The sequence below is a fragment of the Kineothrix alysoides genome (assembly GCF_000732725.1).
Lineage (GTDB): Bacteria > Bacillota > Clostridia > Lachnospirales > Lachnospiraceae > Kineothrix > Kineothrix alysoides.
Map to the genome: position 1 here is coordinate 429,177 of NZ_JPNB01000001.1, position 26,074 is coordinate 455,250.

General features: G+C 42.0%; 22 protein-coding genes, 1 tRNA gene, 1 pseudogene and 1 CRISPR repeat array (1 of these 25 running past the window's edge). Of the genes and pseudogenes, 21 read left to right on the forward strand and 3 right to left on the reverse strand.

The features are described from left to right. Positions 1 to 316: 316 nt before the first annotated feature. The 3 genes from CC90_RS0102065 (at position 317) to CC90_RS0102075 (ending at position 3,158) form a co-directional block, all read left to right on the forward strand. Positions 317 to 1,762, forward strand: coding sequence for an aminoacyl-histidine dipeptidase (locus CC90_RS0102065; RefSeq protein ID WP_031389176.1), 1,446 nt, complete (start codon positions 317 to 319; stop codon positions 1,760 to 1,762). Between the two features lie 63 nt (positions 1,763 to 1,825). After that, positions 1,826 to 3,034: an AI-2E family transporter gene (locus tag CC90_RS0102070; RefSeq protein WP_031389177.1), complete on the forward strand. Its 1,209-nt coding sequence runs from the start codon at positions 1,826 to 1,828 to the stop codon at positions 3,032 to 3,034. A gap of 51 nt (positions 3,035 to 3,085) precedes the next feature. Then, positions 3,086 to 3,158, forward strand: a tRNA-Pro gene (locus tag CC90_RS0102075). 61 nt (positions 3,159 to 3,219) lie between these two features. On the opposite strand, the gene CC90_RS0102080 is transcribed toward CC90_RS0102075, so the two are convergent. Continuing rightward, positions 3,220 to 3,657 (reverse strand): cupin domain-containing protein, encoded by a 438-nt coding sequence (locus tag CC90_RS0102080; RefSeq protein WP_051869237.1) that lies wholly within the window; start codon positions 3,655 to 3,657, stop codon positions 3,220 to 3,222. A 293-nt stretch (positions 3,658 to 3,950) separates the two neighbouring features. On the opposite strand from CC90_RS0102080, the gene CC90_RS0102085 reads away from it, so the two are divergent. From CC90_RS0102085 to CC90_RS0102130, 8 genes are all read left to right on the forward strand, one after another. Then, complete coding sequence (locus CC90_RS0102085) at positions 3,951 to 4,655, forward strand: DUF975 family protein (protein ID WP_031389179.1); 705 nt, start codon at positions 3,951 to 3,953, stop codon at positions 4,653 to 4,655. Positions 4,656 to 4,863: 208 nt separating this feature from the next. Beyond that, positions 4,864 to 6,567, forward strand: a complete 1,704-nt coding sequence (locus CC90_RS22865; protein WP_051869238.1) for a methyl-accepting chemotaxis protein — start codon at positions 4,864 to 4,866, stop codon at positions 6,565 to 6,567. Between the two features lie 714 nt (positions 6,568 to 7,281). Next, positions 7,282 to 7,482, forward strand: coding sequence for a hypothetical protein (locus tag CC90_RS0102105; protein WP_242843227.1), 201 nt, complete (start codon positions 7,282 to 7,284; stop codon positions 7,480 to 7,482). A 60-nt stretch (positions 7,483 to 7,542) separates the two neighbouring features. Then, positions 7,543 to 8,604 carry an alpha/beta hydrolase gene (locus CC90_RS0102110; protein WP_051869239.1) on the forward strand — a complete coding sequence of 354 codons (1,062 nt, stop codon included), beginning with the start codon at positions 7,543 to 7,545 and terminating at the stop codon, positions 8,602 to 8,604. Next, a complete protein-coding gene (locus CC90_RS0102115; protein WP_031389184.1) occupies positions 8,594 to 9,169 on the forward strand; it encodes an HD domain-containing protein in 576 nt (191 codons plus the stop codon). The genes CC90_RS0102110 and CC90_RS0102115 overlap by 11 nt, the downstream gene beginning before the upstream one ends. Before the next feature lie 532 nt (positions 9,170 to 9,701). Continuing rightward, complete coding sequence (locus tag CC90_RS0102120; protein WP_031389185.1) at positions 9,702 to 10,532, forward strand: Cof-type HAD-IIB family hydrolase; 831 nt, start codon at positions 9,702 to 9,704, stop codon at positions 10,530 to 10,532. Positions 10,533 to 10,572: 40 nt separating this feature from the next. Continuing rightward, the gene (gene rlmD, locus CC90_RS22060) at positions 10,573 to 12,432 is read left to right on the forward strand and encodes a 23S rRNA (uracil(1939)-C(5))-methyltransferase RlmD (RefSeq protein WP_081905839.1); all 1,860 of its coding nucleotides are present in this window, start codon (positions 10,573 to 10,575) and stop codon (positions 12,430 to 12,432) included. Positions 12,433 to 12,627: 195 nt separating this feature from the next. Next, complete coding sequence (locus tag CC90_RS0102130; RefSeq protein WP_051869240.1) at positions 12,628 to 13,017, forward strand: AlbA family DNA-binding domain-containing protein; 390 nt, start codon at positions 12,628 to 12,630, stop codon at positions 13,015 to 13,017. A gap of 7 nt (positions 13,018 to 13,024) precedes the next feature. On the opposite strand, the gene CC90_RS0102135 is transcribed toward CC90_RS0102130, so the two are convergent. Together CC90_RS0102135 and CC90_RS0102140 are read right to left on the reverse strand one after the other, a co-directional pair. Further along, positions 13,025 to 13,939 carry an IS3 family transposase gene (locus CC90_RS0102135; protein ID WP_031389188.1) on the reverse strand — a complete coding sequence of 305 codons (915 nt, stop codon included), beginning with the start codon at positions 13,937 to 13,939 and terminating at the stop codon, positions 13,025 to 13,027. Further along, the gene (locus CC90_RS0102140; protein WP_031389189.1) at positions 13,936 to 14,220 is read right to left on the reverse strand and encodes a transposase; all 285 of its coding nucleotides are present in this window, start codon (positions 14,218 to 14,220) and stop codon (positions 13,936 to 13,938) included. Before CC90_RS0102140 ends, CC90_RS0102135 begins: the two co-directional genes overlap by 4 nt. A 147-nt stretch (positions 14,221 to 14,367) precedes the next feature. Here CC90_RS0102140 and CC90_RS0102145 point away from each other — a divergent pair, with 147 nt between their 5' ends. The 10 genes and pseudogenes from CC90_RS0102145 (at position 14,368) to cas2e (ending at position 25,097) form a co-directional block, all read left to right on the forward strand. Then, positions 14,368 to 14,784 carry a hypothetical protein gene (locus tag CC90_RS0102145; protein WP_031389190.1) on the forward strand — a complete coding sequence of 139 codons (417 nt, stop codon included), beginning with the start codon at positions 14,368 to 14,370 and terminating at the stop codon, positions 14,782 to 14,784. 443 nt (positions 14,785 to 15,227) lie between these two features. Continuing rightward, positions 15,228 to 15,383, forward strand: a pseudogene (gene rhuM, locus CC90_RS25245) (RhuM family protein); the annotation flags it as partial. Between the two features lie 488 nt (positions 15,384 to 15,871). Then, positions 15,872 to 18,616 (forward strand): CRISPR-associated helicase/endonuclease Cas3, encoded by a 2,745-nt coding sequence (locus CC90_RS0102150; protein WP_031389191.1) that lies wholly within the window; start codon positions 15,872 to 15,874, stop codon positions 18,614 to 18,616. Further along, complete coding sequence (locus CC90_RS0102155; protein WP_031389192.1) at positions 18,613 to 20,268, forward strand: type I-E CRISPR-associated protein Cse1/CasA; 1,656 nt, start codon at positions 18,613 to 18,615, stop codon at positions 20,266 to 20,268. Before CC90_RS0102150 ends, CC90_RS0102155 begins: the two co-directional genes overlap by 4 nt. After that, complete coding sequence (gene casB, locus CC90_RS0102160) at positions 20,265 to 20,846, forward strand: type I-E CRISPR-associated protein Cse2/CasB (RefSeq protein ID WP_031389193.1); 582 nt, start codon at positions 20,265 to 20,267, stop codon at positions 20,844 to 20,846. The genes CC90_RS0102155 and casB overlap by 4 nt, the downstream gene beginning before the upstream one ends. After that, on the forward strand, positions 20,836 to 21,894 hold the full coding sequence (gene cas7e / locus CC90_RS0102165; RefSeq protein ID WP_031389194.1) for a type I-E CRISPR-associated protein Cas7/Cse4/CasC: 1,059 nt from the start codon (positions 20,836 to 20,838) through the stop codon (positions 21,892 to 21,894). The genes casB and cas7e overlap by 11 nt, the downstream gene beginning before the upstream one ends. Before the next feature lie 9 nt (positions 21,895 to 21,903). After that, complete coding sequence (cas5e, locus tag CC90_RS0102170) at positions 21,904 to 22,626, forward strand: type I-E CRISPR-associated protein Cas5/CasD (protein ID WP_051869241.1); 723 nt, start codon at positions 21,904 to 21,906, stop codon at positions 22,624 to 22,626. Next, entirely contained in the window at positions 22,623 to 23,255 is a 633-nt protein-coding gene (cas6e, locus tag CC90_RS0102175; RefSeq protein ID WP_031389196.1) for a type I-E CRISPR-associated protein Cas6/Cse3/CasE, read from the forward strand. Before cas5e ends, cas6e begins: the two co-directional genes overlap by 4 nt. Positions 23,256 to 23,264: 9 nt before the next feature. Next, positions 23,265 to 24,200: a type I-E CRISPR-associated endonuclease Cas1e gene (gene cas1e, locus CC90_RS0102180; protein WP_031389197.1), complete on the forward strand. Its 936-nt coding sequence runs from the start codon at positions 23,265 to 23,267 to the stop codon at positions 24,198 to 24,200. 15 nt (positions 24,201 to 24,215) lie between these two features. Continuing rightward, positions 24,216 to 25,097: a type I-E CRISPR-associated endoribonuclease Cas2e gene (gene cas2e, locus CC90_RS0102185; RefSeq protein ID WP_031389198.1), complete on the forward strand. Its 882-nt coding sequence runs from the start codon at positions 24,216 to 24,218 to the stop codon at positions 25,095 to 25,097. Between the two features lie 44 nt (positions 25,098 to 25,141). Beyond that, positions 25,142 to 26,074: a CRISPR direct-repeat array (repeat unit 29 nt; unit sequence GTGTTCCCCGCGTAGGCGGGAGTGATCCT); it runs 1,963 nt beyond the window's last position.

Sequence of the window (26,074 nt, forward strand, 5' to 3'; positions counted from 1 at the left end):
ATGCGATTAAGATAAGAAATTTAGGCCCTGAGGATATGTTATCCTTAGGGTTTATTTTTATGTAATAGGAAAGAACACCTATTACATAAAGTATGGATGCGCAGCTACGCGCGAGGAACAAAAGCTGTGCTGCTAAAGCATTTGGTGGCAGGAATATATGAAGCACACTTTGTTCTATTAATGATTTACCAATAATTTGTAAAAATTGAGTAATTTCTGTTTATCAACAAGGTATATTCAGTGTATACTATAAAAGTAGCGGATAAATCATTGCAATCCGGTTACTGAAATTAGTATAAAGAACGAGGATGAAACGATGGATATATTAAAAGATTTAAAGCCCCAAAAGGTATTTTATTATTTCGAACAGATATGCCGTATTCCCCACGGATCAGGAAATATAGACAGATTGAGCGATTATCTGGCGGCTTTTGCAAAAGAGCGGAAATTAGTATGTATACAGGACGAGCTCAAAAACGTAATTATAATAAAGGAGGCAGCGCCCGGCTATGAGAAGGAAGCGCCGATTATTCTGCAGGGGCATATGGACATGGTAGCAGTGAAGAAGCCGGGAGCTGCTATCGATATGGAGAAGCAGGGACTGGAGCTTAAGTTGGACGGAGATTATGTCTATGCGGAAAATACCAGTCTGGGCGGCGATGACGGAATAGCGGTGGCCTATGCTCTGGCTATATTGGACGATGAAACGCTGAAGCATCCGAAGCTGGAAATCATCATTACGGTGGACGAAGAGGTAGGCATGGACGGAGCAAGAGGAATCGATGTGTCTATGCTGGAGGGAAAGCGGATGCTGAATATCGACTCGGAGGAGGAGGGAATCCTCTGGGCAGGCTGCGCGGGAGGCGCGCGAGTGGACTGGGAAGTGCCTGTCACCTGGGAGATGAAAAGCGGTAGCATATGCAAGGTGAGTATAAAAGGTCTGTCAGGAGGCCATTCGGGAGCAGAAATAGATAAAGAGAGGGGAAATGCCAACTGGCTGCTTGGGCGGCTCTTGGAGGAACTTCAGGATATCCGGGGCTTTTCTGTCGCACAGTTGGAAGGAGGTCTTGCCGACAATGCCATTCCAAGGGAGGCTTCGGCTACTGTGGTAGTGGATTGGGAAAAGGAAACAGAGCTCACAGACGTGATAAAGAGAGTGGAATCAGAGTTAAAGCAGGAGCTTCAGACGAAGGACACCGGAGTCTTTATCGAAGTGAAGGACCCGGCAAGCGGAAGCATCCGTTGTCTGACAGCGGAGTCTGTAAGAAAGGTTTCTTACCTGCTTTTTACCGCGCCGAATGGAGTGCAGGCCATGAGCGCGGATGTAAAAGGATTGGTGGAGACCTCTCTGAATATGGGAATTATTGAGCTTAGAGAGGAAGCGTTCAAGGCTCATTTTTCGGTAAGAAGCTCTTTGGAAAGTGCTAAGTGGGTATTGATCAGGCGGCTGAAACGTCTGGTGGAGACGGCAGGCGGAACACAAGGGGTTCAGGGAGATTATCCCGGCTGGGCATATCAGGTGGATTCTCCTTTTCGGGATATGGCGGCGCAGGTATACAGGGAAATGTTTGCAAGGGAGCCGGAAGTGAAGGCTATTCATGCGGGCTTGGAGTGTGGGCTGCTGTCGGCGAAGATTCCGGGGTTGGAATGCATATCCATAGGACCGGATATGAAGGATATTCATACTACGGAGGAACGTCTGAGTATTTCCTCTACGGAGAGAATGTGGAACTATGTGTTAGAGATATTAAAACAGAAATAAAGTTACCGGATAAAAACGAAAGAACAAAACGGGAGAAACGGAAGAACAAAATAGGAGAAGATTATGGATTTAAACAGAAAGAATGTGAAAAGTATAAGAGGCCTGATTATTTTCACGGCATTCATATGTCTTGCCGTATGGAGGATCGACGTTGTGTTACAAGGGATATTCTTTGTCATCGGTATTATAAAGCCTTTTCTATACGGCGGTGCAATTGCTTTCGTGCTGAATATACCCATGGGGGCGATAGAGAAAAGGTTATTTAGTAAAAATAAAAATATAAGAATTGAAAAAATGAAACGGCCTATCAGTATTGTGCTATCCTTTGTACTGGTAATTCTTTCCCTGGTTCTGGTGGGATTGATCGTAGTACCCCAAGTGACGAGGACCTTGATTGACTTGGGAAATAAGATTCCCCAGTTCCTCGTAGAGATGCAGGTACAGCTGGAGAAACTTTTTGCCGCACAGCCACAGCTTCTTTCTGTGCTTACAGAGCTGGAACCTGAACAGCTCAATTGGGATTCCATTATGAGCGGGACTATAGACTTTCTGAAAAATGGATTCGGAAGTATGCTGGCGTCTACCGTGACGGTGGCTTCTAATATTATCGGGGGAGTGGTAAATCTCTTTGTAGCCCTTATTTTCTCCTTTTATATCCTCGCTCAGAAAGAAAAGCTGGGAGACCAGATTCAACGTATCATGCAGGCTTATTTCAGCGAGAAGATATATAAGAAAATGATGAAGGTTTTTTCGTTGGCAGGAAGAACTTTCAGCAGCTTTATTACCGGACAGTGTACGGAGGCAATCATTCTTGGCTCCATGTTCGTGGTGTGTATGGTGATTTTCGGCTTTCCGTATGCGGTACTGGTGGGCGTACTTATAGCATTTACGGCATTGATACCGATTGTGGGAGCATTTATCGGGTGCTTTGTGGGAGCATTTCTCATCATGGTGGATGATCCGATAAAGGCGGTCTGGTTTCTCGTTCTGTTCATCATTTTACAGCAGGTAGAGGGAAATCTGATCTACCCCCATGTAGTGGGGAATTCAGTAGGATTACCTTCAATATGGGTGCTTATGGCCGTTACCTTGGGCGGCAGCCTGATGGGAGTAGCGGGTATGCTCATCTTTATTCCTATCGTTTCTACGGTATATTCACTGCTGCGCGAGGACGTTAATAAGAGGAACGAGCAAAAAATCATACAAAAGGCGGAAGTTGTTAAAAAATCAGAGGTTAAGAAAACGGAATCCAAAAAAAATAATAATTTGTAAAAATTATAGTTGATTTTATGACGTATAGCATATATAATAGTGATTGCGTCTCGGGGTGTGGCTCAGGTGGTAGAGCGCTACTTTAGGGAAGTAGAGGCCGCAAGTTCAAGTCTTGTCACTCCGATGCAAAAGCCTAGATTTTCTAGGCTTTTATTTTTTTGTTTTATATTTTCTATTGTCAGTTCTTAATTTTCATAGTGTTCGAACCACTTTTCCTTGGTTTCATAAACCGCGTTAGAGGAATACAAGGCCGGAGCAAAAACAGAAAACATCTTTAAATCGATCTGGCCGATGTTAATCACGTTATGCCACGTTCTGGCAGGGACTATTATGGCGTATCCTTCATATGCCTGTACCTGCATGGTAAGGCATTCTTGACAATTACCCATGACGACAAAGGCATTACCCCGTACGATATAAAATATCTTATCTGAGTTTTGATGCATATCTATCCCGATGTCAGAGCCCACAGGTACTGACATAAGTGGTATTTGCATATTTTTACTGGTCCACCTGGTAATAAAAAAGAGGTCATTAGCTATCGTATCCCGTCCCAAATCTGTCACATAGGAAGCAGTATCCTGTGTTAAGCTGCCAGAGTTTTGCCCTGTATAAATATCCATGTTATTATTCCTTGATATTTTCTATAGTATATATTATATGTATTTGCTGTATTTAGTGTTGCTATCTTTGAAACAGCTTTATTGAAGGGTTCCCGGCTTCAAGGAAGATGATTTAACAACAATTAATTGTATCCCATTGGAGAAATTGCATAAATATTATTGTTGTAAAAAACTAAAAATTGGCTAAAAAAGTTAACAAAATTGCATTGCATAGTTATTCGAAAAAGTGTATGATAAATAACGGAATAAATTGAATTTCTATTTGAAGTATTTAGTGGAAGGGAAGGAGAAATATGTGGTCAAGAAGTGAATTGAAGGGTAGAGCAAAATGGGTTTTAAAACAGTGTTATTGGAAAGCGGTGTTAGTCAGCCTTATATTGGCAGTAATAACGGGGGAGCTATTCGGTAACTCGGGGAGTAACAGAGAGATAAGCAAGACGATAAATGAAAATGGAGGAATGCCGTATTTAGCTTTTATTATTACTACGATTGTGGCAATTCTCATGGTCCTAGTTGTGATTGGAATTGTGATAGATATATTCTTTTTCGGTCCTTTGGAGGTAAATATAAGACGATTCTTTATTATTAGCAGGGTGGAACCGGCGGATTTAAATGAACTCGGTTTCAGTTTCAAAAATTCTTATATGAATGTGGTAAAAATACAGTTTTTGCGGGGATTGTTTAATTTCTTATGGTACCTTCTTTTGATAGTGCCCGGAATTATCAAGTTTTATGAGTATCGTATGATTCCTTATATTTTGGCGGAGAATCCGGAAATGGACAGCCAAGAAGTATTCAGACTCAGCCGTGATATGATGAACGGCGAGAAATGGAATACTTTTGTGCTGGATTTGTCCTTTATCGGATGGAGGATTCTGGGTGCGTTGACCTGCGGCTTACTTCTGGTATTTTACGTATGTCCGTATCAGAACCTGACTAATGTGGAATTATACGACGTGTTAAAGAACAAACTTTTCGGTTCTGCAAATGCGGAATAGAAGATAGGCCGGATAGGAAATAGGCATGATGGGAGACAGACCGGATAGAAATGCACGTGATGGGAGATAGACCGAATAAGAAATAGCCGGGATGAGAGATAGACAGAATACAACATAGACAGAATGAGAGATAGGCAGAACATAGATGGTTTAGGAAGTTACATAAAATTAAATGTAGTATATACGTAAGATAAACGGAGGAAGAAAAATGAAGCTCAGAACGCAAATTCTATTGTTGGTCAGCATACCGCTTTTGGCATTAGGAGCGATTACCTATGTGATAGGATCTCAGAGGATAACGGCTATAATGACGGATACAATAGAAAAAGGACTCATTTCGACAACAATAGCGGTAAGGGATACCATCAGCTCAGGAAGGGAAGGAGACTTTCGTCTGGATGAAAATGGGGATATGTGGAAAGGCGACAGCTTGAATATATCCCAGAGCGCAGAAGTCGTGGATGATATCAAGGAAGAAACAGGAATGGAAGTGACAATTTTCTTCGGAGATACGAGATATATGACCTCTGTGAAGGATGACAAGGGAGAGCGCGCCATAGGAACCAAGGCATCGGATAAGGTAATTGAGATTGTATTAACGGGTGGAAATGATTATTTTGCCCAGAGGGTGGATGTGGCAGGTGAAGAATTTTTTGCATATTATCTCCCTATATACAACGGCGATTCCAATACTCCGGTGGGAATGGTGTTCACCGGTATAAGTCAGGAAAAAGCAGAGGCCTCCATCAACAATATCCTCTATAGCTTATTGGGCATCATATTGATTTCGGTCGTTCTTTTCGTTGCTGTCGCATGGTTAATTTCCAATGGAATTATAAAAGGTGTGAAGGCCGGAGTCGGAGCCATCGAAGAGGTTGCAAACGGAAACCTGACCGTGAACATTGACACGAAGGCGATGAAGCGTAAGGACGAGGTGGGAGAAATGCTTACCGCGATAGCGAAGCTGAAGGAAGAGCTGGTGCGCTTAATCGGACAGATAGCCGATAAAAGCGGGCAGGTACATCGGGAGGCCGAGGTGCTGAGCAAGAAGGCAGAAAGCGCGTCGGAGATGATGGCACAGGTGGAGAAGGCTACTTCCGATATCGCGGCTGGCGCCGGTTCTCAAGCGGAGGAGACTCAGGAAGCTACGGAAAACATAGTGTTGATGGGCAGTATGGTGGAGGAAACGAACAGAGAGGTGGGCAGCCTCGCGGATAATTCCTCTCAGATAAAGGAGTCGGGAGACGCGGCTACGGATACGCTTCAGGAGCTGAATGACATTAACCATAAGGTTACGGAAGCTATTGGCATTATATATCAGCAGACGAATACGACTAACGAATCTGCAATGAAGATTAAGGAAGCTACCAGCCTGATTACATCCATTGCGGAAGAGACCAATCTATTATCCTTGAATGCGACGATAGAAGCGGCCAGAGCCGGGGAACAAGGCAGAGGCTTTGCAGTGGTTGCAGCTCAGATTCAGAAACTCGCCGAGCAGTCTGATGAGTCGGCAAGGCAGATTGAGACTATTATCAGCGATTTGATTCACGATTCTCAGGAAGCCGTGACGACGATGAATGAGATTAAGGAAATCATGAAGGAACAGAATATAAAGGTAACCCGCACAGATGATAACTTCGACGAAGTAAAGGCGGGTATTAGCCAATCAATGCTTAGCATCAAAGCAATTGCCGACCAGACGAAGAAACTGGATGAAGCGAGAGTAAAGGTGATCGACGGCGTGCAGAACCTGACTGCCATAGCGCAGGAAAATGCAGCATCTACGGAGGAAACCTCCGCTTCTGTTATGGAGGTGGGCTCAATCGTGGAGAACATCGCTGCCAGCGCAGGCGGGCTGGAAAAGATTGCGGATGAATTGAAGGAAAGCATTGGGACATTTAGGTTGTAAGAGAAATTAAGTAACAACTCGGACGTGATTAACGGACCGTGTGGTATATGCAGACACTCATTTTAGGGAAGGGAACCTGAAATGGGTGTTTTGTATGTGTGGGATATGTATTTGTGTATATGGGAATTTGTGTATATGGGAATTGGTGTATATGGGAATTGGTGTATATGGGAATTTGTGTATATGAGAATTTGTGTATATGAGAATTTGTGCATGCAGGAATTTGTATATATGGGAATTTGTATATATGGGAATTGGTGTATGAGGGAATTGGCGTATGCAGGAATTTGTGTATAAGGGAATTTGCGTATGTGGGAATTGGCGTATAAGGGAATTGGTGTATGCAGGTATTTGCGTATGGGAATTTGTGTATATGGGAATTGATGTATAAAAGAATTCGTGTATGCTGGTACCTACATATATGAAAGGTTGTGTATAGAATAATTGAGGATGAAGAGATTTATGTATATGTATTTCTATTTATGAGGCTGGAAGCAAATACTTTTAGGTGTAAATATAGGTTATAAAGTACAGGATGTTATATGATTAGGAGTGAGTTGTTTTTTATTGGTCGCTCGGTTATAATTTATTATGTAAAAGTTCGTGCAGCAGATGCGGAAAGTGGTGATTAAGGTGATTGACAAGGGGAAATTTCATGTTTTGAATTATGTGAAAAGAGAGGAATACCTAGGGAGCATGGAAGGAATGCGCTTTATGCTGAAAAAGAAGGGCGTGGGAGAAGAAACGAAATTAGAGACTATCATCTGGCCGGAGCCTTTGGGATATGCCAAAACGCCCGAAAGCAAGAAGCAGCATAAGGAGTTTGAGTTCAGCCAAGCAGGCTTGGAGGAAGCGATAGACTGGATGAATGAACAATATGAGCAGCAGAAAGAATTGTGGAATGTTATAAAGTAAAGCTTTTTATAGATAGGGGTCGGGTAATAACTTGGACAGGCTTTTGCGGAAAGGGTGAGTATGGAATTGAGAAAAGGAAAAGAAAATGGGTGTTGGACAAAGGGAGTACGTTCTCTTTGCATAGCGTCGGCATTTTTCATATTGCCGGTCTATGTGGTCGCTCGGTTATTGTTTAAGATAGCCGTTGTACGAGATAATGAAATCACATTTTTTAAACATCCGGCGGTAAGGTTTTTCATGGACGGCATCGGCGGTAAAATAGATGCCATCAAAAATAATAGGACTGAGGAGCAGCCGGAATCAGGCATGGGATTCAAATGCTTTCGACAGGAAATGGAAGCCGGGAAAGCATGGTTCCTTTCGCAAAAGAAGGAGAGAATTACGATAACGAGCTTTGATGGTCTAAAGTTGGCGGCATATTATCTGCCGGCAGAGGGAGATTCCGATAAGGTGATGATTCTGATGCATGGATATCGCAATAATGGATTAGGGGATTTCAGCGGTTTGGTGGAATTCTATCACGGTATGGGCTATCATCTTCTTGTGCCTCATCAAAGAAGTCATGGGGAAAGTGAAGGTAGTTATATTTGTTACGGCGTGAAGGAGCGGTATGATCTGAAGCAATGGGCGGAATATGTGGTTAGCCGTTTCGAAGGAAAATGCAGCGTCTTTTTCTCCGGTATCTCCATGGGCGGGGCTACGGTACTCATGGCAACAGATCTGGAGCTGCCGTCTCAGGTGAAAGCAATCATAGCAGATTGTGCGTTTACTTCGCCATGGGATACTTTTTCTCATGTGATGAAAATGGATTATCATCTACCGAAATTTCCTTTTTTATATGCAGCTGATTATGTATGCAGAAAGAGGGCGGGATTTCGTTTTAAAGAGTGCAGCACAATTTCGTGCATGAAAAAAAATAAAATTCCGGTATTGTTCATCCACGGCGGAAGAGACACCTTCGTGCCCACAGAGATGAGCTATAAAAATTACGAGGCCTGCGCTGCCCCAAAGGAAATACTAATTGTGGATCAGGCGGCTCACGGAACCAGCAACCTGGTGGAGCCGGAGGCTTACCGGAGTACGGTAATAGAATTTATGGAGAAATGGACCAATGGAAATTAAGGAACTGATACACTTTATAGGACTGCTGGAAAAGCTGAAATGCAATACGCGGCATTCGTGGACGACCAGCGGCAGAAAGGAAAGTGTGGCGGAGCACAGCTTTATGCTGACTGTTATGGCATACATGGTAAAGGATGCTTTTCCGGAAACAGATATAAATAAGGTAATTGTTATGTGTCTTTTGCATGATTTCGGCGAGGCTGTGACCGGAGATATTCCTGCTTTTGAAAAGACCAAGGGGGATGAAGACACGGAGGAGAAGGCGATTGATGGCCTGCTTAAAGAGCTGCCGGATAAGCAGAAAGCGGAAATGAGAGCCTTGTTTCAGGAGATGAAAGAGATGAAGACCCCTGAGGCGAAGTTATGCAAGGGGCTGGATAAAATGGAGGCGGTGCTGCAGCATAATGAGGCAGATATTAGTACGTGGCTGCCTTTAGAATACGATTTGCAGCTTAATTATGGGGAGAAAGAAGTGGCATTTTCTCCTTATCTTGTGGCTTTGAGGGAGCAGTTGAATGAGGATAGCAGGGAGAAGATTGTTAAGGAGAAAGGGGTAATGGAATAGGTAGTTGTAAAAGGGGAGTTTTGGGAGGCTTTTTAAGAATCGTGAGTTTTAGAAATGTCTATGAATATTGTTTGGTAAGGACTGTCAAGTAGGAGATACAAGGCAAAGAAAACTAAGCAGGAAATGTATGTGCGGAGTGTTGGATTAGAACATTAGGCAAGGAATATTAGACGAAGGAAGCTAGGCGAGGAATGCTAAGTAAAGGAAGCCAGGCGAGGAATGCTAAGTAAAGGAAGCCAGGCGAGGAATGCTAAGTAAAGGAAGCTAGGCGAGGAATGCTAAGTAAAGGAAGCTAAGTGAGGAATACTAAGTAAAGGAAGCTAAGAGGGGAATGTTAAGCAATGAATACGAAGTAAAGAGAGCTAAGCAAAGAATACGAAATAAAGAGAGCTAAGCAATGAATACCAAATAAAGAGAGCTAAGTAAAGAATATGAAGCAAAGAATACGAAGTAAAGAGTGCTAGGCAAGGAATACTAAGTAAGGAATACCGGGCAAGAAATATTAAGCAGGGAATGCGCAGGAGAAAAGGAAATGGATATTAAGTGCATTGCGTTGGATTTGGATAGGACGACTTTGGATGCGCGTGGGAGGTTATCTGAGGCGAATAGAGCGGCGTTGGAGCAGGCTATTGATAAGGGAATACATATTGTTGTGGCAAGCGGACGTTCCTTTTATACTTTGCCGGAGGAAATCAGGAGTTTTCCGGGAATTGAATATGCGGTGACGGGGAACGGTGCAGCGATGTATCATGTTCCTTCGGGAAGATGCCTTCATAAATATCTGATGGAGCCAGAGGATGTGCTTGCTATTATGAAGGAGACAGAAAGGGATGCCGTATCATATGAAGCCTTTATAGATGGAACGGCGTATGCGGGAAAGGAATATATTGAGAATCCGGAGGCCTTCGGTGCTTCTCCGCAAGCTGTAGAATATGTAAGAACGACGAGGCATTTGGAAGAGGATATTGTATCCTTTATAATGGAAAAGAAGGCAGAGTTGGACAGTATAGACATCATTGTTAACGATGAAAATCAAAAGCGGGATATATGGGAACGAGTGGAGAGACGAACGAATAAAGTTTACATAACTTCTTCGATTCGCCAGCTCATTGAAATCTCTCACCAGAATGCGGGGAAGCATTCCGGCATTGCTTATTTTATGGATTTGTTAGGATTAAGGCGCGAGGAGGTTGCAGCCTTCGGCGATGGAGATAACGATGTTGACATGCTTCTTCATGTGGGACATGCAATTGCTATGGAGAATGCTTCGAGGAGATGCAAAGAAGCAGCGGATTATGTGACGAGACGTCATGACGAGGATGGCGTGGCGTATGGAATGAGAGAAATACTGCGTGTGATTTGAAGGAAGTCAGAAATTAGGAAGAATAGGGAGACGAGGCGCTATGGATATAGGAAGTAAGAGGAATGAAGTCAGGGGAAGCGGAAAGAGAAATGAGGGACGTAGTAGTAATGGTGCTAAAGGGAAAAGTGTGCAGACAAAGAGTGGAAATAGGAGTGCAAACGTGAGCGGAAAAGGAGATAAGAGTAAATATAAGGAAAAAGGTAAGTTGGGGGATGAAAATAGGAACTGGGAAAAAAGAGGGAGAGATAATGGTGAGGGTTCGCGGGGAAATGAAGGGAAAGAAGGCAGAGCAGTAAATAGAAAAGCAAATGAAAAAGTGAATAGAAACGTAGATGGGGAGAGGGATAGACGAAGAAATGAAAGTGTAAATAGAGAGTGGGAAAAACGAAGCAGAGGTAACGGTGAGGGATTGCAGACAAGTGAAGGGAAAGCAGGCAGAAAAGGGAATGGAAGTACTGATAGGGCGTGGGAAAAGCGAGGGAGAGGTAATGGCGAGAGCTTGCGGACAGGTGAAGGGAAAGTAAGCAGGAAAGGCAATGCAAACGCTGATAGGGAGAGGAACGGGCGAAGAACTGAAAGCGTAAACGGAGAGTGGAAAGCACAAAAGAGAGGTACTAGTGATAGTTCGCAGATAAATGGTGTGAAAGGGAATGGTAGGGAGGATAGATCTAAAGATAATTGGAGGAAAGAAGGTACTAAAGGGGCCTCTGAAAAGGGTGGAAAGTTTAAGATGAAGAACAAAGACAGCCGATGCAAAGTGTCTGAAGAATGCGGCGGCTGCAAAATGATAAATGTGCCCTATTCCGAACAGCTCCTATGGAAGCAAAGGGAGACGGAAAAGCTTTTAAAGCCTTTTGTAAAGCTGGAAAGCATTATAGGGATGGAGGAGCCGGAGCACTATAGAAATAAGGTGAACGCAGCTTTTACACATGATAGAAAGGGCAAACCACTGTCAGGAGTATATAAAGAGGGAACGCATTATATCATTCCTGTCGAAGAATGTTTGCTTGAAAATAAAAAGGCTGATGAAATCATTGCTTCTATTAGAGAGCTTCTTCCTTCCTTTAAAATTAAGACGTATGATGAAGACACGGGCTACGGGCTTCTTCGTCATGTGATGGTGCGCGTGGGGTATACCAGTGGTCAGATTATGGTAGTGCTTGTGCTCGCTTCACCCATTCTGCCATCCAAGAACAATTTTGTGAAAGCCCTGCTCAATCTTCAGCCGGACATTACTACAATTGTCATAAACGTGAATGACAGGAAGACGAGCATGGTTCTGGGGGATAAGGAGCAGGTGATATATGGAAAGGGTTATATAGAGGATAGTCTAAATGGAAGATCTTTCAAGATTTCTCCCAAATCCTTTTATCAGGTCAATTCCGTGCAGACCCAGAAGCTCTATGGTAAGGCTATAGAATATGCCGGACTCATCGGAAAAGAGACGATACTCGATGCGTACTGCGGCATCGGTACCATCGGCATAATGGCAGCAGATAAAGCCAAGCAGGTAATTGGCGTAGAGTTAAATAAGGATGCCGTAAAGGACGCTATAATAAATGCCAAACAGAACAAAATATCCAACATCCAGTTTTATCAGAAGGATGCCGGTGAATTCATGGTGCAGCTTGCGGAGCAGGGGACGCAGATAGATACTGTATTCATGGACCCGCCTCGTGCAGGCAGTGACGAGGTATTCTTGAATTCATTGGCGGCGTTGAAACCTAAAAAAGTGGTGTATATTTCCTGTAATCCGGAAACGCTGGCTAGAGATTTGGAGTATTTGGTGAAGAAGGGGTATCGTGGAGTGACGGGAGTCGTGGTGGATATGTTTCCGTTTACGAATCATGTGGAGACGACGGTTCTGTTGCAAAGAAGAGATGCTGCCCCGGCACATTAAAGAACGGGTAGAACAAAAAGAAAATAGGGAATAAAGGGAAGACATTATAGTGCAATCATTTTAGGGTGATATAAGAATATCCCTTGGGCAGAGGGAGGAACATTATTTTTCTTCTACAAATGAAGAGTTAGGACAAGGATGTATTACTTCGAACCCTATTAGCTAATATATATTTAGAGAAAAGGTGGAAAGAGTATGGGGGATACTGAAATAATACTGCATTTGATTGAAAAAGGTGTAGAAAATGAATGGGTGGATTTCAAACAAGAATATTATTTAAAAGAGAAAAGGGCTGATTTAATTAAAGATATATGTGCGTTCGCCAATGGTGAAAGTATCGAAGATAAGTATATTATATTTGGTGTCAGTAATCAGGGATGTGAGATCTGTGGATTTTCAAGGGATTTAGAAGATGTTTCTGTTATAAACCAATTATTAGAAGAAAATGTAGAGCCTTTTATAAATATATCTATAGGTATGTTTAATTACAAGGGAAAAAATATTGGATATATTAAAATTCATGATAATAATAATAGACCATTGGTCCTATGTCAAGATTTAGTACAAGTTAAAATGATAAAATAATCCTCCTCTAACCTACCAGCTGTAAACCATCCTCGAGTGCCTTTTCATAAAGCTTTTCGAATTCATTGGGCGATATATAATCGCAATGACTATGGATTCGCTTTGTGTTGTAGAATGCTTCAATGTATTCAAATACTAACCGGTACGCTTGCTCATAATTACCGATTTTGAAGCGATTCAGCCATTCTCTTTTGATTAAGGAATGGAAGGATTCAATACAGGCGTTGTCCCAGGGAAATGCCTTTTTCGAATAGCTCCGCTGCATATTTGCAGTTGCTTTCCGATATTCGTTTGACACATACTGGCTTCCGCGATCGCTGTGCAGAATAAGCGGTTGTTCCGTGTTACGTCTGGCTTTTGCTTTGTTAATGGTATCAATAACGCATGCTACACCCATTGAATCAGATAAAGTCCATGCGACTATTTTTCTTGAAAATAAGTCCATAATGCTTGTCAGATATGTGAAGCCTTCTGTCGTCCAGATATATGTAATGTCACTGCACCACACTGCATTTGGACGCTCTGGGTTGAATTGCTCATTTAATATATTTTGAAGTTCATTGCTGAAATAGGAATCTTTGGTGGTAATTGTCCATGGTTTTACCCATTGAGCCCTGATTCCTAGCTGGGACATGTATTTGCCTACCGTGCGTTCAGAAATAATTTCGCCTTCTTGTTGCAACTTTTTTGCAATTTTCGGAGCGCCGTAGTTCTGTTTGGAATCATCGTAAATGTCCATGATCTTTACTTTAACAGCCTCTCTACGTTGCTGTGTATTAGAAGGCATACGGTTTTGCCATGCACGATATCCAGACCGTGAAACGCCAAGGATTTTCAGCATCCCGGAGACAGAAACCTGGCGATTAGCTTTCATGGCAGCGTCTGTCTTTTCGGAGACTTCAAGGTAAATGGCTTCTGTCATTTTCCCAGAATGCTGATGGCTTTTTTTAGTACGTCAAGAGCATCCTGAGTATCACGTAGTTCACGCTTGAGATGAGCGATTTCCTTCGCTTCATCAGAAGAATAATTTCCGGATCCACGGCTTTTAATGTCACCGGTTTCACGTAGTTCTTTTTGCCATCTGGAAAGAGTCTGCTGACTGATTCCCATATTTGTAGCACAACCGACAAGACCTAGTTCCTTGTGATCCTGATAATACTGAACTGCATCCAGCTTAAACTGCTTGTCAAAATGTTTCGGCATAATGAAATCCTCCTTAAGTACGATACCTCTATTGTATCATATTTTTCTATATAGGATTTTCTCATTTTGACTTGTACTATTTAGATTCTAGCACCACAGGTGTTATTAAGCGATAAATATTTATTTATTGGGTGTGTAAATAATAAGGTGGATTCTTCATTTGAAGCAGGGAATGTACAGATACAGTTTATCAATGAATCGGATATGACAATAGCATTTAAATGGGGATACGTAACTATAGAAAATCAATTTGCGAAAATTGATAGAATGATTTTTAATAAAGAGGGAATTCCACGGTTAGATGAAAAGCCATATGAATTGAAAGGAAAAACGCAGAAGTCAGAAAACTTTTTATTTGAATTTGGAAGCAGTGATTGCGTAACATTGAATTTTGATGAAGATGGGAATATGCGTTATCCAACAAAAGCAAAGGTGACTTTTATTGATCTCGAAGAGAATGAATATTCTTGTGCCTTTACAGACATTTCTTTGTTTGCAAAAGGTGATGTGCTTCATAAGGTAAAAAAAATTAGTTGTTTTAGAAGAAAGGATAGACAAACTTAATACGTTGTATTGTTCAAGATAATAAAAAAGTTATGTAAAATTTTAGATGAGGGAGATTTATACTTCTAGCTGGTTCAATCACTATACTGTTTAGGAAATAATAATTTCCCTAAATATCAGATTACATATGAGTTGATAAAGAGAGCCTTACCGAGGGAGGAGAAAATATTGGCTTTATTTCAACGGCATGGGTTGAGCGAGGCGTTTATCTGGCGAAAAAAAGAGTGATCAGAAAGATATATGTGTATCTAGGTAGCACACTCGAGGAATTGTGAAGTAATCGTTAAGCTTGAAAAGCAATAGAACGTAGTAATATCAATAGTTTAAGCCATTGAGTGTGTAGATGACATTCAATGGTTTTTTTGTTCATAGGAACATATCCAATGGATTTTTTGATTTTGTTGTGGTGAACTGGTGAGTATGATAATCCTGTTCTTGAAAGTACAAAAGATACCCTTGCATCTGTTCAAAATAAATTACCCTATGCTGTCACAGGAGGAACTGTTGCAAAGCTTATTTCTGAAAGAGTAAATAGTTTTAAAGATAGTATGGGGTTGACAGTCACTGACTACCAGACGAGTAGAATGGTATTTTGTTAAAACAAATCAGATAGAACAGTAAACAATCAAAATGTTAGATGGTTAAAAAACATTGATGGCACTCACACTATGATGGAATGTTACCAGAAAATTATTTTGTGAATATGGAATTGTAAGCAAAAAGGCGATTGCTACAGACCATTCATTTTCGGGAATCGGTTCTTATTGGCGTTTAGAAAAATCAAATAAAGAAGTATTTTACAAAATAATATAATTGTGATAAAATTATTTTAATAAATTTTAAGAGAGAAAAAAATGATATAGGCAATAGGAAGTTTTTTTCCTTTGAAGCAAAAGAAAAAGGTTTGCGATAATAATGAGTAGAATGTTTCCTGCACTAGCAGGAGTGATCCATGTGACAAAATAATTTTATAGGAAAGATCAAAGTGTTCCCCGCATATGCGGGGGTGTGAATAATCTCTATGAATTTTTTGTCTTTTTAACTGCTTCTAGTCAAAACCCAATTTAATTACTTTGGAGGAAAACCTATGCGTATAAAAACTAACCTATGGGGTAAGAAAAAAGAAAAAGACGGACAATACTACTGGCTCCCGCTTGAGCAGCATTTACTGGATACATCGAATGTCATGATCCAATTATGGAACCATTGGCTTAGCGAGGGACAAAGAAAATTTATTCTGCAGTCCATTTCTGATTCTGAAGAGAATGCTGGAGTAAACATCGTATCCTTTATAGGCTTAACGCATGATCTTGCCAAAGCCACACCCTGTTTTGCTTTGAGGCCGTCAGGGAACAACCAATCAGCAGATCTGGACAAAATACTGACAGAAAACCTGATAAGATCAGGATTTACCGGACTGGAAAATTGGAGCACAGAATTATCATCAAAATCCCCCCATGCCCTGGCAAGTCAGGTCTTACTGGATTCTTATGGTGTTGGCGAAGATATTGCATCAATTATCGGCGGACATCATGGAAAGCCGGTAGGCGATAAGAAGGAAATCAGTGTGCAGCTGGAGGCTTACACTGCGAACTACTATCAATATGACCATGACGGTGAATGCACTGAGAACTGGAAGAAGATGCAGCGTAAATTGTTTGAGTGGGCACTGGAGGAGGCCGGATATAAGAATGTTGATGCGCTTCCGAAGATTGAGCAGCCTGCACAGGTTCTTATACAAGGTCTTCTTATTATGGCTGACTGGATTGCCAGTAATGAGGAGTATTTTCCTTTGTTTCCGATAGATAAGGAGGAAGAGGAGTTTCAAGAAGAACGTTTGGAATATGGATGGGAGCGTTGGACCAAGACATATCCATGGATCGCTGAGTGCGTTGGTGGTGTTGAGGAGCAATACAACAAAAGATTTCAGTTTCACCCAAGAGAAATACAGCGGGCATTTTCTGAAGCCATTGATAAAACGCAAAACCCGGGAATTATTATACTGGAAGCGCCTATGGGTATTGGAAAAACAGAAGCCGCGTTATTGGGGGTTGAACAATTGGCGGAGAAAGGAAAGTGCTCCGGCATGTTTTTTGGCTTACCGACACAGGCGACCTCTGATGGCATTTTCCAAAGGATTGAGGAATGGATTGAAAAAATTGCCAGAGAAACGGGAGATGATAAATCTATTCAACTCGTGCACGGGAAAGCACAGTTTAACGAGACATTCCAGAACTTGAAAAATGCAGAGAATATTTATGCGGATGAGGGCAGTGTTGTTATCAATGAATGGTTTATGGGAAGAAAAACTGCCATATTAGATGATTTCGTTGTTGGAACTGTGGATCAGTTTTTATTGGCGGGATTAAAGCAGAAACATCTGGCGCTTAGACATTTGGGATTATCCAAGAAGGTCATCGTGATTGACGAAGTACATGCATACGATGCTTATATGGGAGAATTTCTATATCGGGTTGTCGAGTGGCTCGGTGCATACCAGGTACCGATAATCATCCTGTCTGCGACGCTGCCGGCATCGAGACGGACAAGATTAGTCGAAACTTATTGCAGGGGTATGGGGATGAAGAAGCGGAATATAAAGGCAGAATATACCGACTGGGAAGAAACAGAAGCCTATCCCTTGATTACATACACAGACGGTGACAGGGTCAGCCAGCTGCGGAATTTCCCGTTGGAAGACACAAAAGAAGTAAAAGTGGAATTGATTGGAGAAGATGATTTAGTAACAATCCTTCAAAGAACGCTTTCGAAGGGAGGGATTGCAGGGATTATTGTCAATACGGTGAAACGGGCGCAAGAACTTGCTGAGAAATTAGAGCACATATTTGGACGAGAAAATATCAGCGTACTGCACTCCGGCTTTCTGGCTCCCCACAGACGGGAAAAAGAAAAGCAGTTGCTAAATGAAATCGGGAAAAATGCCAAACGCCCCAAACTGAGAATTGTTATAGGAACACAAGTGCTAGAACAGTCGCTGGACATAGATTTTGATGTACTTTTTACAGATATTGCCCCCATGGATTTGTTGCTTCAGCGAATCGGACGGCTGCATAGGCATGCGGAAACGATAAGGCCGAAAGACCTGAAGGATCCTGTTGTGTATGTGATGGGCATACAGGGAATGGCGGAATTTGAGGAGGGGACGAGGACGATATATGGAGATTATTTGCTGACTCGCACACAATTAGTCCTTCCGGAAAAGCTGGTGCTTCCTGAGGATATATCCAGACTGGTTCAGAAAGTATATAAAGAAAATTCAAAGGAAGAATTAGATATCCCCGTATCAATAAGAGAAAAATATGAGGAAGTGAAAGAAAAAGACTGGTCAGAAAGAACGAAAAAGGAAAAAAATGCAGATGTCTTTCGCCTTGCGAAGCCGTATTACCCGGAGAGAGGCAGCCTGATTGGCTGGTTAAGGGACGGCATACAAAGTGATACGGAAGCGGCGGGACTGGCTAGAGTTCGGGATGGCTCTGATTCCATGGAGGTCATATTGGTCAAGAGAAAAGAAGACGGATTGTATCTATTGGATGATACCACAAATATCAGTGGCGATTTAACGCCCGCTCTTGCAAAGAAAATATCCCAACAGACGATTCGTCTTCCTCATATATTCAGCTTTCAAACGGATGATTTGATTCATGTATTAGAGGAACGTAATAAAGCTGAACTTTCTCACTGGCAAAGTGAACCTTGGTTAAAAGGAAGTCTGGGAATCATTCTTGATGAAGAGAATCGTGTCACTCTGATGGGATATAAGCTTCATTATGATCAACAATATGGATTGATGGTTGGAAAGGAGGAAGGATGAGTCAATTTAATTTATTGGATGAAAAATGGTTAATGGTTATGATCGGTGAGAAAGGAGAAACAGAAGAAGTATCATTAAAGGAATTGTTCGGGAATGCGCATCAGTATAAGCGGCTTGTCGGGGAAACACCCACACAGGATTTTGCAGTCTTACGGCTGCTGTTAGCCGTGTTAAATACGGTTTTTACCAGATTTACGGCAATGGGTGAGTGCTATGAAGGGGTGGCTGTGGATGCGGACACATTTCAAGTCAGGGAAGAAATCGATGAAGATGATATATTGGAATACAAAGAAGATTTATATATGACTTGGAAAGCTCTTTGGGAAAAAGGGGAATTTCCGGATATTGTGAATGATTATCTGGAAAAATATCGTCATCGTTTTTATTTACTCGATGAAAAATATCCTTTTTTTCAATTTCCGGAAATTGGAGAACCTGATTATCCCTATAGTGCAACGGATAATGGCATCAACAAATTAAATGGTAAGATTCTAGAGGGGGATCCGAGGAAACCCAGACTTTTTATGAGCCAGTATCAAACCGGATTACCGTATTCGGCTGCGGCCAGATGGCTGCTATATACCAACGGGTACGCACCTTCAAAGTCGGGAAATCCAGGCAAGAAGAAAAAGAGAGAATCTACAGGGGTTGCCTATTTAGGAAAGCTGGGCGGCATTTATGCCAGCGGAAAGAATCTCTTTGAAACCTTGTTACTGAACCTGAATCTTCCTGAGAATGCTTGTGTGCAAAAGCCAATATGGGAAGCGGAACCCAAAATCAATCAGTTCCAGGCAATACCGGATAATCTGGCCCAGCTCTTCACTTATCCCAGCAGGCAGCTGCTTTTAAAGGCGGATGAGGATCATAAGATTATTGAATACAGGCTGGATCTGGCTGTCAGCAATTTTGAATATGAGCCAAATTTAAAAATAGAACCGTTTACATTCTGGAGGTATGATACCAAGCTTGATGTCGGAAAATGGAAAGAAAAAGAGGGATTTGTGCCGAAACGTCATGATCCGGATAAGTATTTCTGGCAGGAGATGCAGACCTTTTCTTCCATTGAAGAAAAGAACTATAATCCGGGTATTATTGAGTGGCTTAGAAGACTGCAGGGAGATAAGCTTGTAACAGGTCTGATATCACTCAATGCAGTGGCGGAAAATTATATTCAAAAAGATGGTGTGGTAGACAGACAGGTATACGATCAGATTAATGAAAATATTGACTTATTGGACAAGCAGGAAAATGGCTGGCTGACCTGTATTGCAGAGGAGATAAAAAATACAGAGAAAGTCATTGGAAATACTGTGATTCGTTTTGCCAGGGATATTGATAAAATACGGAATTTACAAAATGGTGCCACGGAACAAAAAATAAAAACACAGATATTCTTTTCCATCGACCGCCGCTTTCGTGAGTGGCTAATCAGTATTTCACCGCAGGATGAGAAAAAAGAGCGCACACGGGAATGGAAGAACATACTGCGAGAAGAAATTGCTAAACAGGGAGGCGAATTAATACAGGAAGCAGGAAGCAGAGATTATCTTGGTTATTACACAGATAAAAACAAGAGCAAGCTGGAAAATATAGAAACGGCTTATATTAGGTTCAGAACAAATTTGAAAAGAGAATTGGGGGTGAGAGAATGAGCGAAAACTTATACAAAGTAACTGAAAGAATTCTTTGTAAACTGGGGGAGCGGCTGGAATTATCTGAGACAAGGGCTACTTTATCCCGTCTAAGAAATTCTATAGGCCGGGATATTTCAGAAACACTTGAAATTTGGCCGTTAGTGTTTGAAGAAGTACCGGTGGAATACTTAAGTAAAAACGGAATACCTACCCATGAGGAAAATGCAATAGTAGCCTCTTTGCAGTTGTATGCACTGCATCAGCAGGGAAAGAATAAATCTGTGCATGAATCTTCTTGTAATAGTATTGGAAAAGCCTTACATGAGATTAGGGGTATGGACAATACAACATTAGACAGGCGATTTAATTCACTGATTACTTCCGGTAATTTTAAAGAACTGACCACACATTTACGTCATCTCATCAGCATACTCAAACGAGAAGCGGATACAAAAATCGATTATGCTAAATTAGCAGGGGATTTCTATTGGTATCAGAGTTCGCCGGAATCTGCCAATCGCATGCGTATGTGTTGGGGACAAGATTATTATTTCTATCAAGTAAAAGAGAAAGAAGGAGAAAAAGATGCAGAATAATATTTATGTTGATTTACATGTGCTTCAGACTGTTCCGCCAAGTAATATTAACCGGGATGATACAGGCAGTCCCAAAACTGCCAGGTATGGAGGCGTTACACGGGCCCGGGTATCTTCTCAAAGCTGGAAAAAGGCTATGAGAAAATATTTCAAAGAGCATGAAGATAAAGAAACTCTGGGAATCAGAACAAAGAAAATTGTACATTCACTTGCAAAAGCTATTATGGAAAAGGAACCGTCAATGGATGAAAGCAGTGCGCTTAAGTTAGCGGAAGAGATTTTTAATAAAGCAAAAATATCTACAAAAGACCAGGAGGCTAAGGCACTTTTTTTCCTGGGTGGCAAACAACAGCAAATGCTTGCGTCTTATGGAGTGGAACACTTAGGCGATTTACAGGCGAAAGAGATTCAGAGTATCTTAAATGCAAATCAAAGTATTGATGTTGCTTTGTTCGGACGTATGGTCGCAGACGCGCCGGAATTGAACGTAGATGCAAGCTCACAAGTTGCCCATGCTATATCGACACATGAAATTGCGACAGAGTTTGATTTTTTCACAGCCGTTGATGATTTAACACCCGATGATCAGGCAGGCGCGGGTATGCTTGGAACGGTGGAATATAATTCTTCTACCTTATACAGGTATGCGAATGTGGCGGTGCATGAACTGAGTGTTCAGTTGGGAGACAATAAAGATGCGGTAATTGAGGCGTTAAAACTTTTTGTGAAATCATTTGTGCAGTCCTTACCATCAGGAAAGATCAATACATTTGCCAATCAGACGCTTCCTGATGCGTTAATCGTTTCTATTCGCTCGGATCGCCCGGTGAATCTGGTAAATGCCTTTGAAAATCCTGTTAAATCCCAGGGCGGATATGTAACCGGGTCTATTTCCAGGCTGAAAACAGAATTTGAAAAAATTGACCGTTTTGCGGAGGAACCTATTGCGACGTTTACAGTGGGTGATATAGAGGGACTGGGAGAAGGCAAGAAGAATTTAAATGAGCTTTTGGAGAAGGTTGGAGAAACTATAGATAGACTGCTATAGGTGAGGTTCATGATGAAAACAATTATATTAAAATTTTCGGGTCCGCTGCAATCTTGGGGAACTGGTTCTAATTTTGAAACCAGGGATACGGCAAGATATCCTACAAAAAGTGCAGTCATCGGGTTAATTGGCGGTGCCTTGGGGTATCGTCGGGATGAAACTGAAAAAATCCAAGAGCTCAATGAATTGTCTTTCGGAGTCCGTATTGAACAAAGGGGCACCTTGTTAAAGGATTATCATATTGCAAGGTCTGCAAATCAGACTTATGTGACAAATCGATATTACCTGCAAGACGCTGTTTTTCTGGCAATGCTTTCTCATGAAGATTCAAGTTGGATTGATACTGTGGCAAAAGCACTTGTTTCGCCTGTTTTTCCACTTTATATGGGACGGCGCAGTGTTCCGGTGGACAGTGAATTTTTTCAAGGAGTTGTAGAAAACGATTTATTATCTACCATTAAATCGTATCATTGGCAGGCGAGTGGGTGGTATCAGAAAAAGCTTTCACGAGAAAGTAAATTGAATAGGATTATGTTAGATGCTTATGTAGATGCCAGTTTATTAGATGATTCTTTACCGCCTATGTTTCAACGGGATAGAGTAGAGTCATTTGATTTGATGAATCGGAACCATAGTTTTAGGCCGGTAAAATCCATGCAAGTCGAAATTCAAACCGCAGAAATGGGCAAAGACACAGAACATGATGCTTTTCAAGGAATAGGAGGCGTATGATGTATTATATTTCGCGAGTGGAAATTGATACAGGAAACCGAAGAAAGATTTCGGAACTTACCCATTTAGGCGCATATCACAATTGGGTTGAGAAAAGCTTTCCCGAAGAATTTGCTACAGGGGAAAGAAGCCGTAAATTGTGGCGAGTCGATCAACTGAAGGGACGAAGCTATCTGTTGATTGTCAGCCAAGGTGAGCCGAATATGACACAATTGGAAGCATATGGAGTTCCTGGCACCGGACAATGTAAAACCTATGATGCATTTTTACAGGGCCTGACACATGGTCAGAAAATGTCATTTCGATTAACGGCCAATCCTGCAAGAGCGGCTAAGCAAGAGGCTCAAAGAGGAAAGGTTTGTCCACACACTACAGTTGAGAAGCAATTGGAATATCTGGAAGAACGAGCAGAGAGACTGGGATTTTCTTTGGTGGATTATGACTATCAGATTGTACAAAGAGACTTCCCGATATTGAGGAAAAAAGGCGGAAAAAGTATTAAATTAGCCAGGGCAATTTATGAAGGAAGTCTGATTATTGAAAATGATGAGATTTTTAGAAAAACCTTAACTGAGGGTGTGGGAAAAGAGAAAGCATATGGTTTTGGAATGATGACCGTAGTACCGTGAGGAAGATAGATGGATGAGATATCAGGAATTAAAAAACCGGAGTTACAGGCACTTCCGCGTGTGGGTGATAGAATAACATTTTTATATGTAGAACATGCAAAGGTTAACAGACAGGATGGCGCTATTACAGTGACGGACAGCCGGGGTATTATACGTATTCCGGCTGCAATCGTCGGAGTATTGCTGTTCGGACCGGGAACAGATGTTACACACCGGGCCATGGAGCTGATAGGAGATATGGGGACGAGTGTTGTGTGGACTGGAGAACGGGGCGTCAGGCATTATGCGCATGGCCGGGCTTTGTCTCACAATACCAAATTGCTGATAAAACAAGCAGAATTAGTCTCCAATGTCAGAACCAGGATATCAGTAGCACGGAAAATGTACCAAATGCGTTTTGAAAATGAAGATGTTTCAAATCTGACCATGCAGCAACTTCGGGGCCGGGAAGGTGCCAGAGTGAGAAGCATCTACAGGAAAGAATCAAAAGCAACAGGGGTTCCATGGACAGGCAGAGAGTATGATCCGAATGATTTTGCAGGCGGAAATCCAATTAATCAAGCTTTATCAGCGGCTCATACAGCGTTATATGGCTTGGTGTACAGTGTGATTGTAGCACTTGGATTATCACCTGGATTAGGATTTGTTCATACAGGACACGATTTATCTTTTGTTTACGACATTGCAGATTTATATAAGGCAGAGATTACAATACCAATTGCTTTTAAAATCGCATCAAAATCAGACGTGGAGAATATTGGAAGAGAAACGCGGCTGGCAGTACGTGATGCTTTTGTAGATGGCAAAATTATGGAGAAAATAACGAGGGATCTGTATAATATTATGGGGGAAGGAGAACAAGAGGTAATTGCTGATTTAATTAATCTCTGGGATGATAAAGAGGGTCTTGTGGAGCACGGTGTTTCGTACGAAGAATTTTCATAAAAGGGGGCTGTGGATATGCCTATGACGGTTGTTACATTGACAAATGTACCCAGTTCGTTAAGAGGAGATTTGACGAAATGGATGCAAGAAATATCTACAGGTGTTTATGTAGGAAATATAAATACACGAATCAGAGAAGAGTTATGGAAACGAATCATTGATAACATCAAACAGGGACAGGCAACAATGTCTTATGCTAAACGTAATGAAATAGGTTATGACTTCGTGGTTCATAATACAAAGAGAGAAGTGATTTATTACGATGGAATACCTCTGGTTTTTCTGCCAAAAGAATTAAGCGCTACGCCACTGCAGCAGTTGGGATTCAGCAATGCCGCTAAATATGAAAAAATAAAAAAGGCCAGACAACGCAGAAACGCTATAAGCGAAAATGAGAGTGAGAATTATGTGGTTGTCGATGTAGAAACAACAGGTATTAATTCAGAGAAAGATCAGATTATTGAGATAGCTGCAATAAAAATGGAAGGCAATGAGATGATTGTTTTTCAGGAATTGGTTAAAATTGAAAAAGGACTTCAAAGAGAAATATCTGAGCTAACGGGAATTACGGATGAAATGCTTGCTAATGACGGGAAGGATATAGATGTCGTGCTTGATGAATTCTTGGATTTTGTGGGAAAGTCAATTCTAGTAGGATATAATGTAAAATTTGATATCAGTTTTCTTAATGCTGGGTTAAAAAAGAATGGTAATGCAGTATTGACAAATAAAACGATATGTCTTTTACAAGAGGCGAAAAGGAAACAGAAACTGCTACGAGATTATAAGCTAAGTACTGTTTTAAAGAAATACAATATAAGTACAGAAGGTTTGCATCGAGCATATGTAGATGTCAAGGCAGAATATGAATTAGCGGTAAAACTAAATATTTTTTGATACTGTAAGATAGGTGAATGGCGAGAAATCAAGGATTTTTAAGTGTGTTCCCCGCGTAGGCGGGAGTGATCCCTGTCGCAATACTCTTCTTAAGTGTTTCCTGCGGTGTTCCCCGCGTAGGCGGGAGTGATCCTACACCCTATTACTTGCATGGATGTACCAAAATGTGTTCCCCGCGTAGGCGGGAGTGATCCCATCCATGAGCAGAGAAAAACTTTTAAGGGAAAGTGTTCCCCGCGTAGGCGGGAGTGATCCCAGTTGGATACTAACTCTAAAATGGTTATAGAGGTGTTCCCCGCGTAGGCGGGAGTGATCCCATGATCGCATTCGGTGTTTACTCGGACGTAGCGTGTTCCCCGCGTAGGCGGGAGTGATCCTGAAACAAATTTACCTGAAGAAGATGTATTGAAGTGTTCCCCGCGTAGGCGGGAGTGATCCCCAAGGCTTTACATGCTCGTTGTACCATTTATAGTGTTCCCCGCGTAGGCGGGAGTGATCCTACTGGCATTGCGGCTGATTGCATATTCCCTGAGTGTTCCCCGCGTAGGCGGGAGTGATCCTAATGCAGAACGGTTCATTAAGAGACTGGAAGGGTGTTCCCCGCGTAGGCGGGAGTGATCCTTTCCCATCATAGTTATTCAACGTGAAAACCATGTGTTCCCCGCGTAGGCGGGAGTGATCCCTGGAAACTGGCGCGAGTCTTGGCGCTCTCGGCGTGTTCCCCGCGTAGGCGGGAGTGATCCTGGAGAGTATCAACAATAACGCTACGCCGGAAGGTGTTCCCCGCGTAGGCGGGAGTGATCCTGCTAAAGCTTCAACTTTTGATGTAAGCTGTGCGTGTTCCCCGCGTAGGCGGGAGTGATCCTTGTTCCATCTGTCAAAACGTTCAGTCCGTGTGGTGTTCCCCGCGTAGGCGGGAGTGATCCTGAATGCAAGAATGAGCGATTTGGATGCCCTAGGTGTTCCCCGCGTAGGCG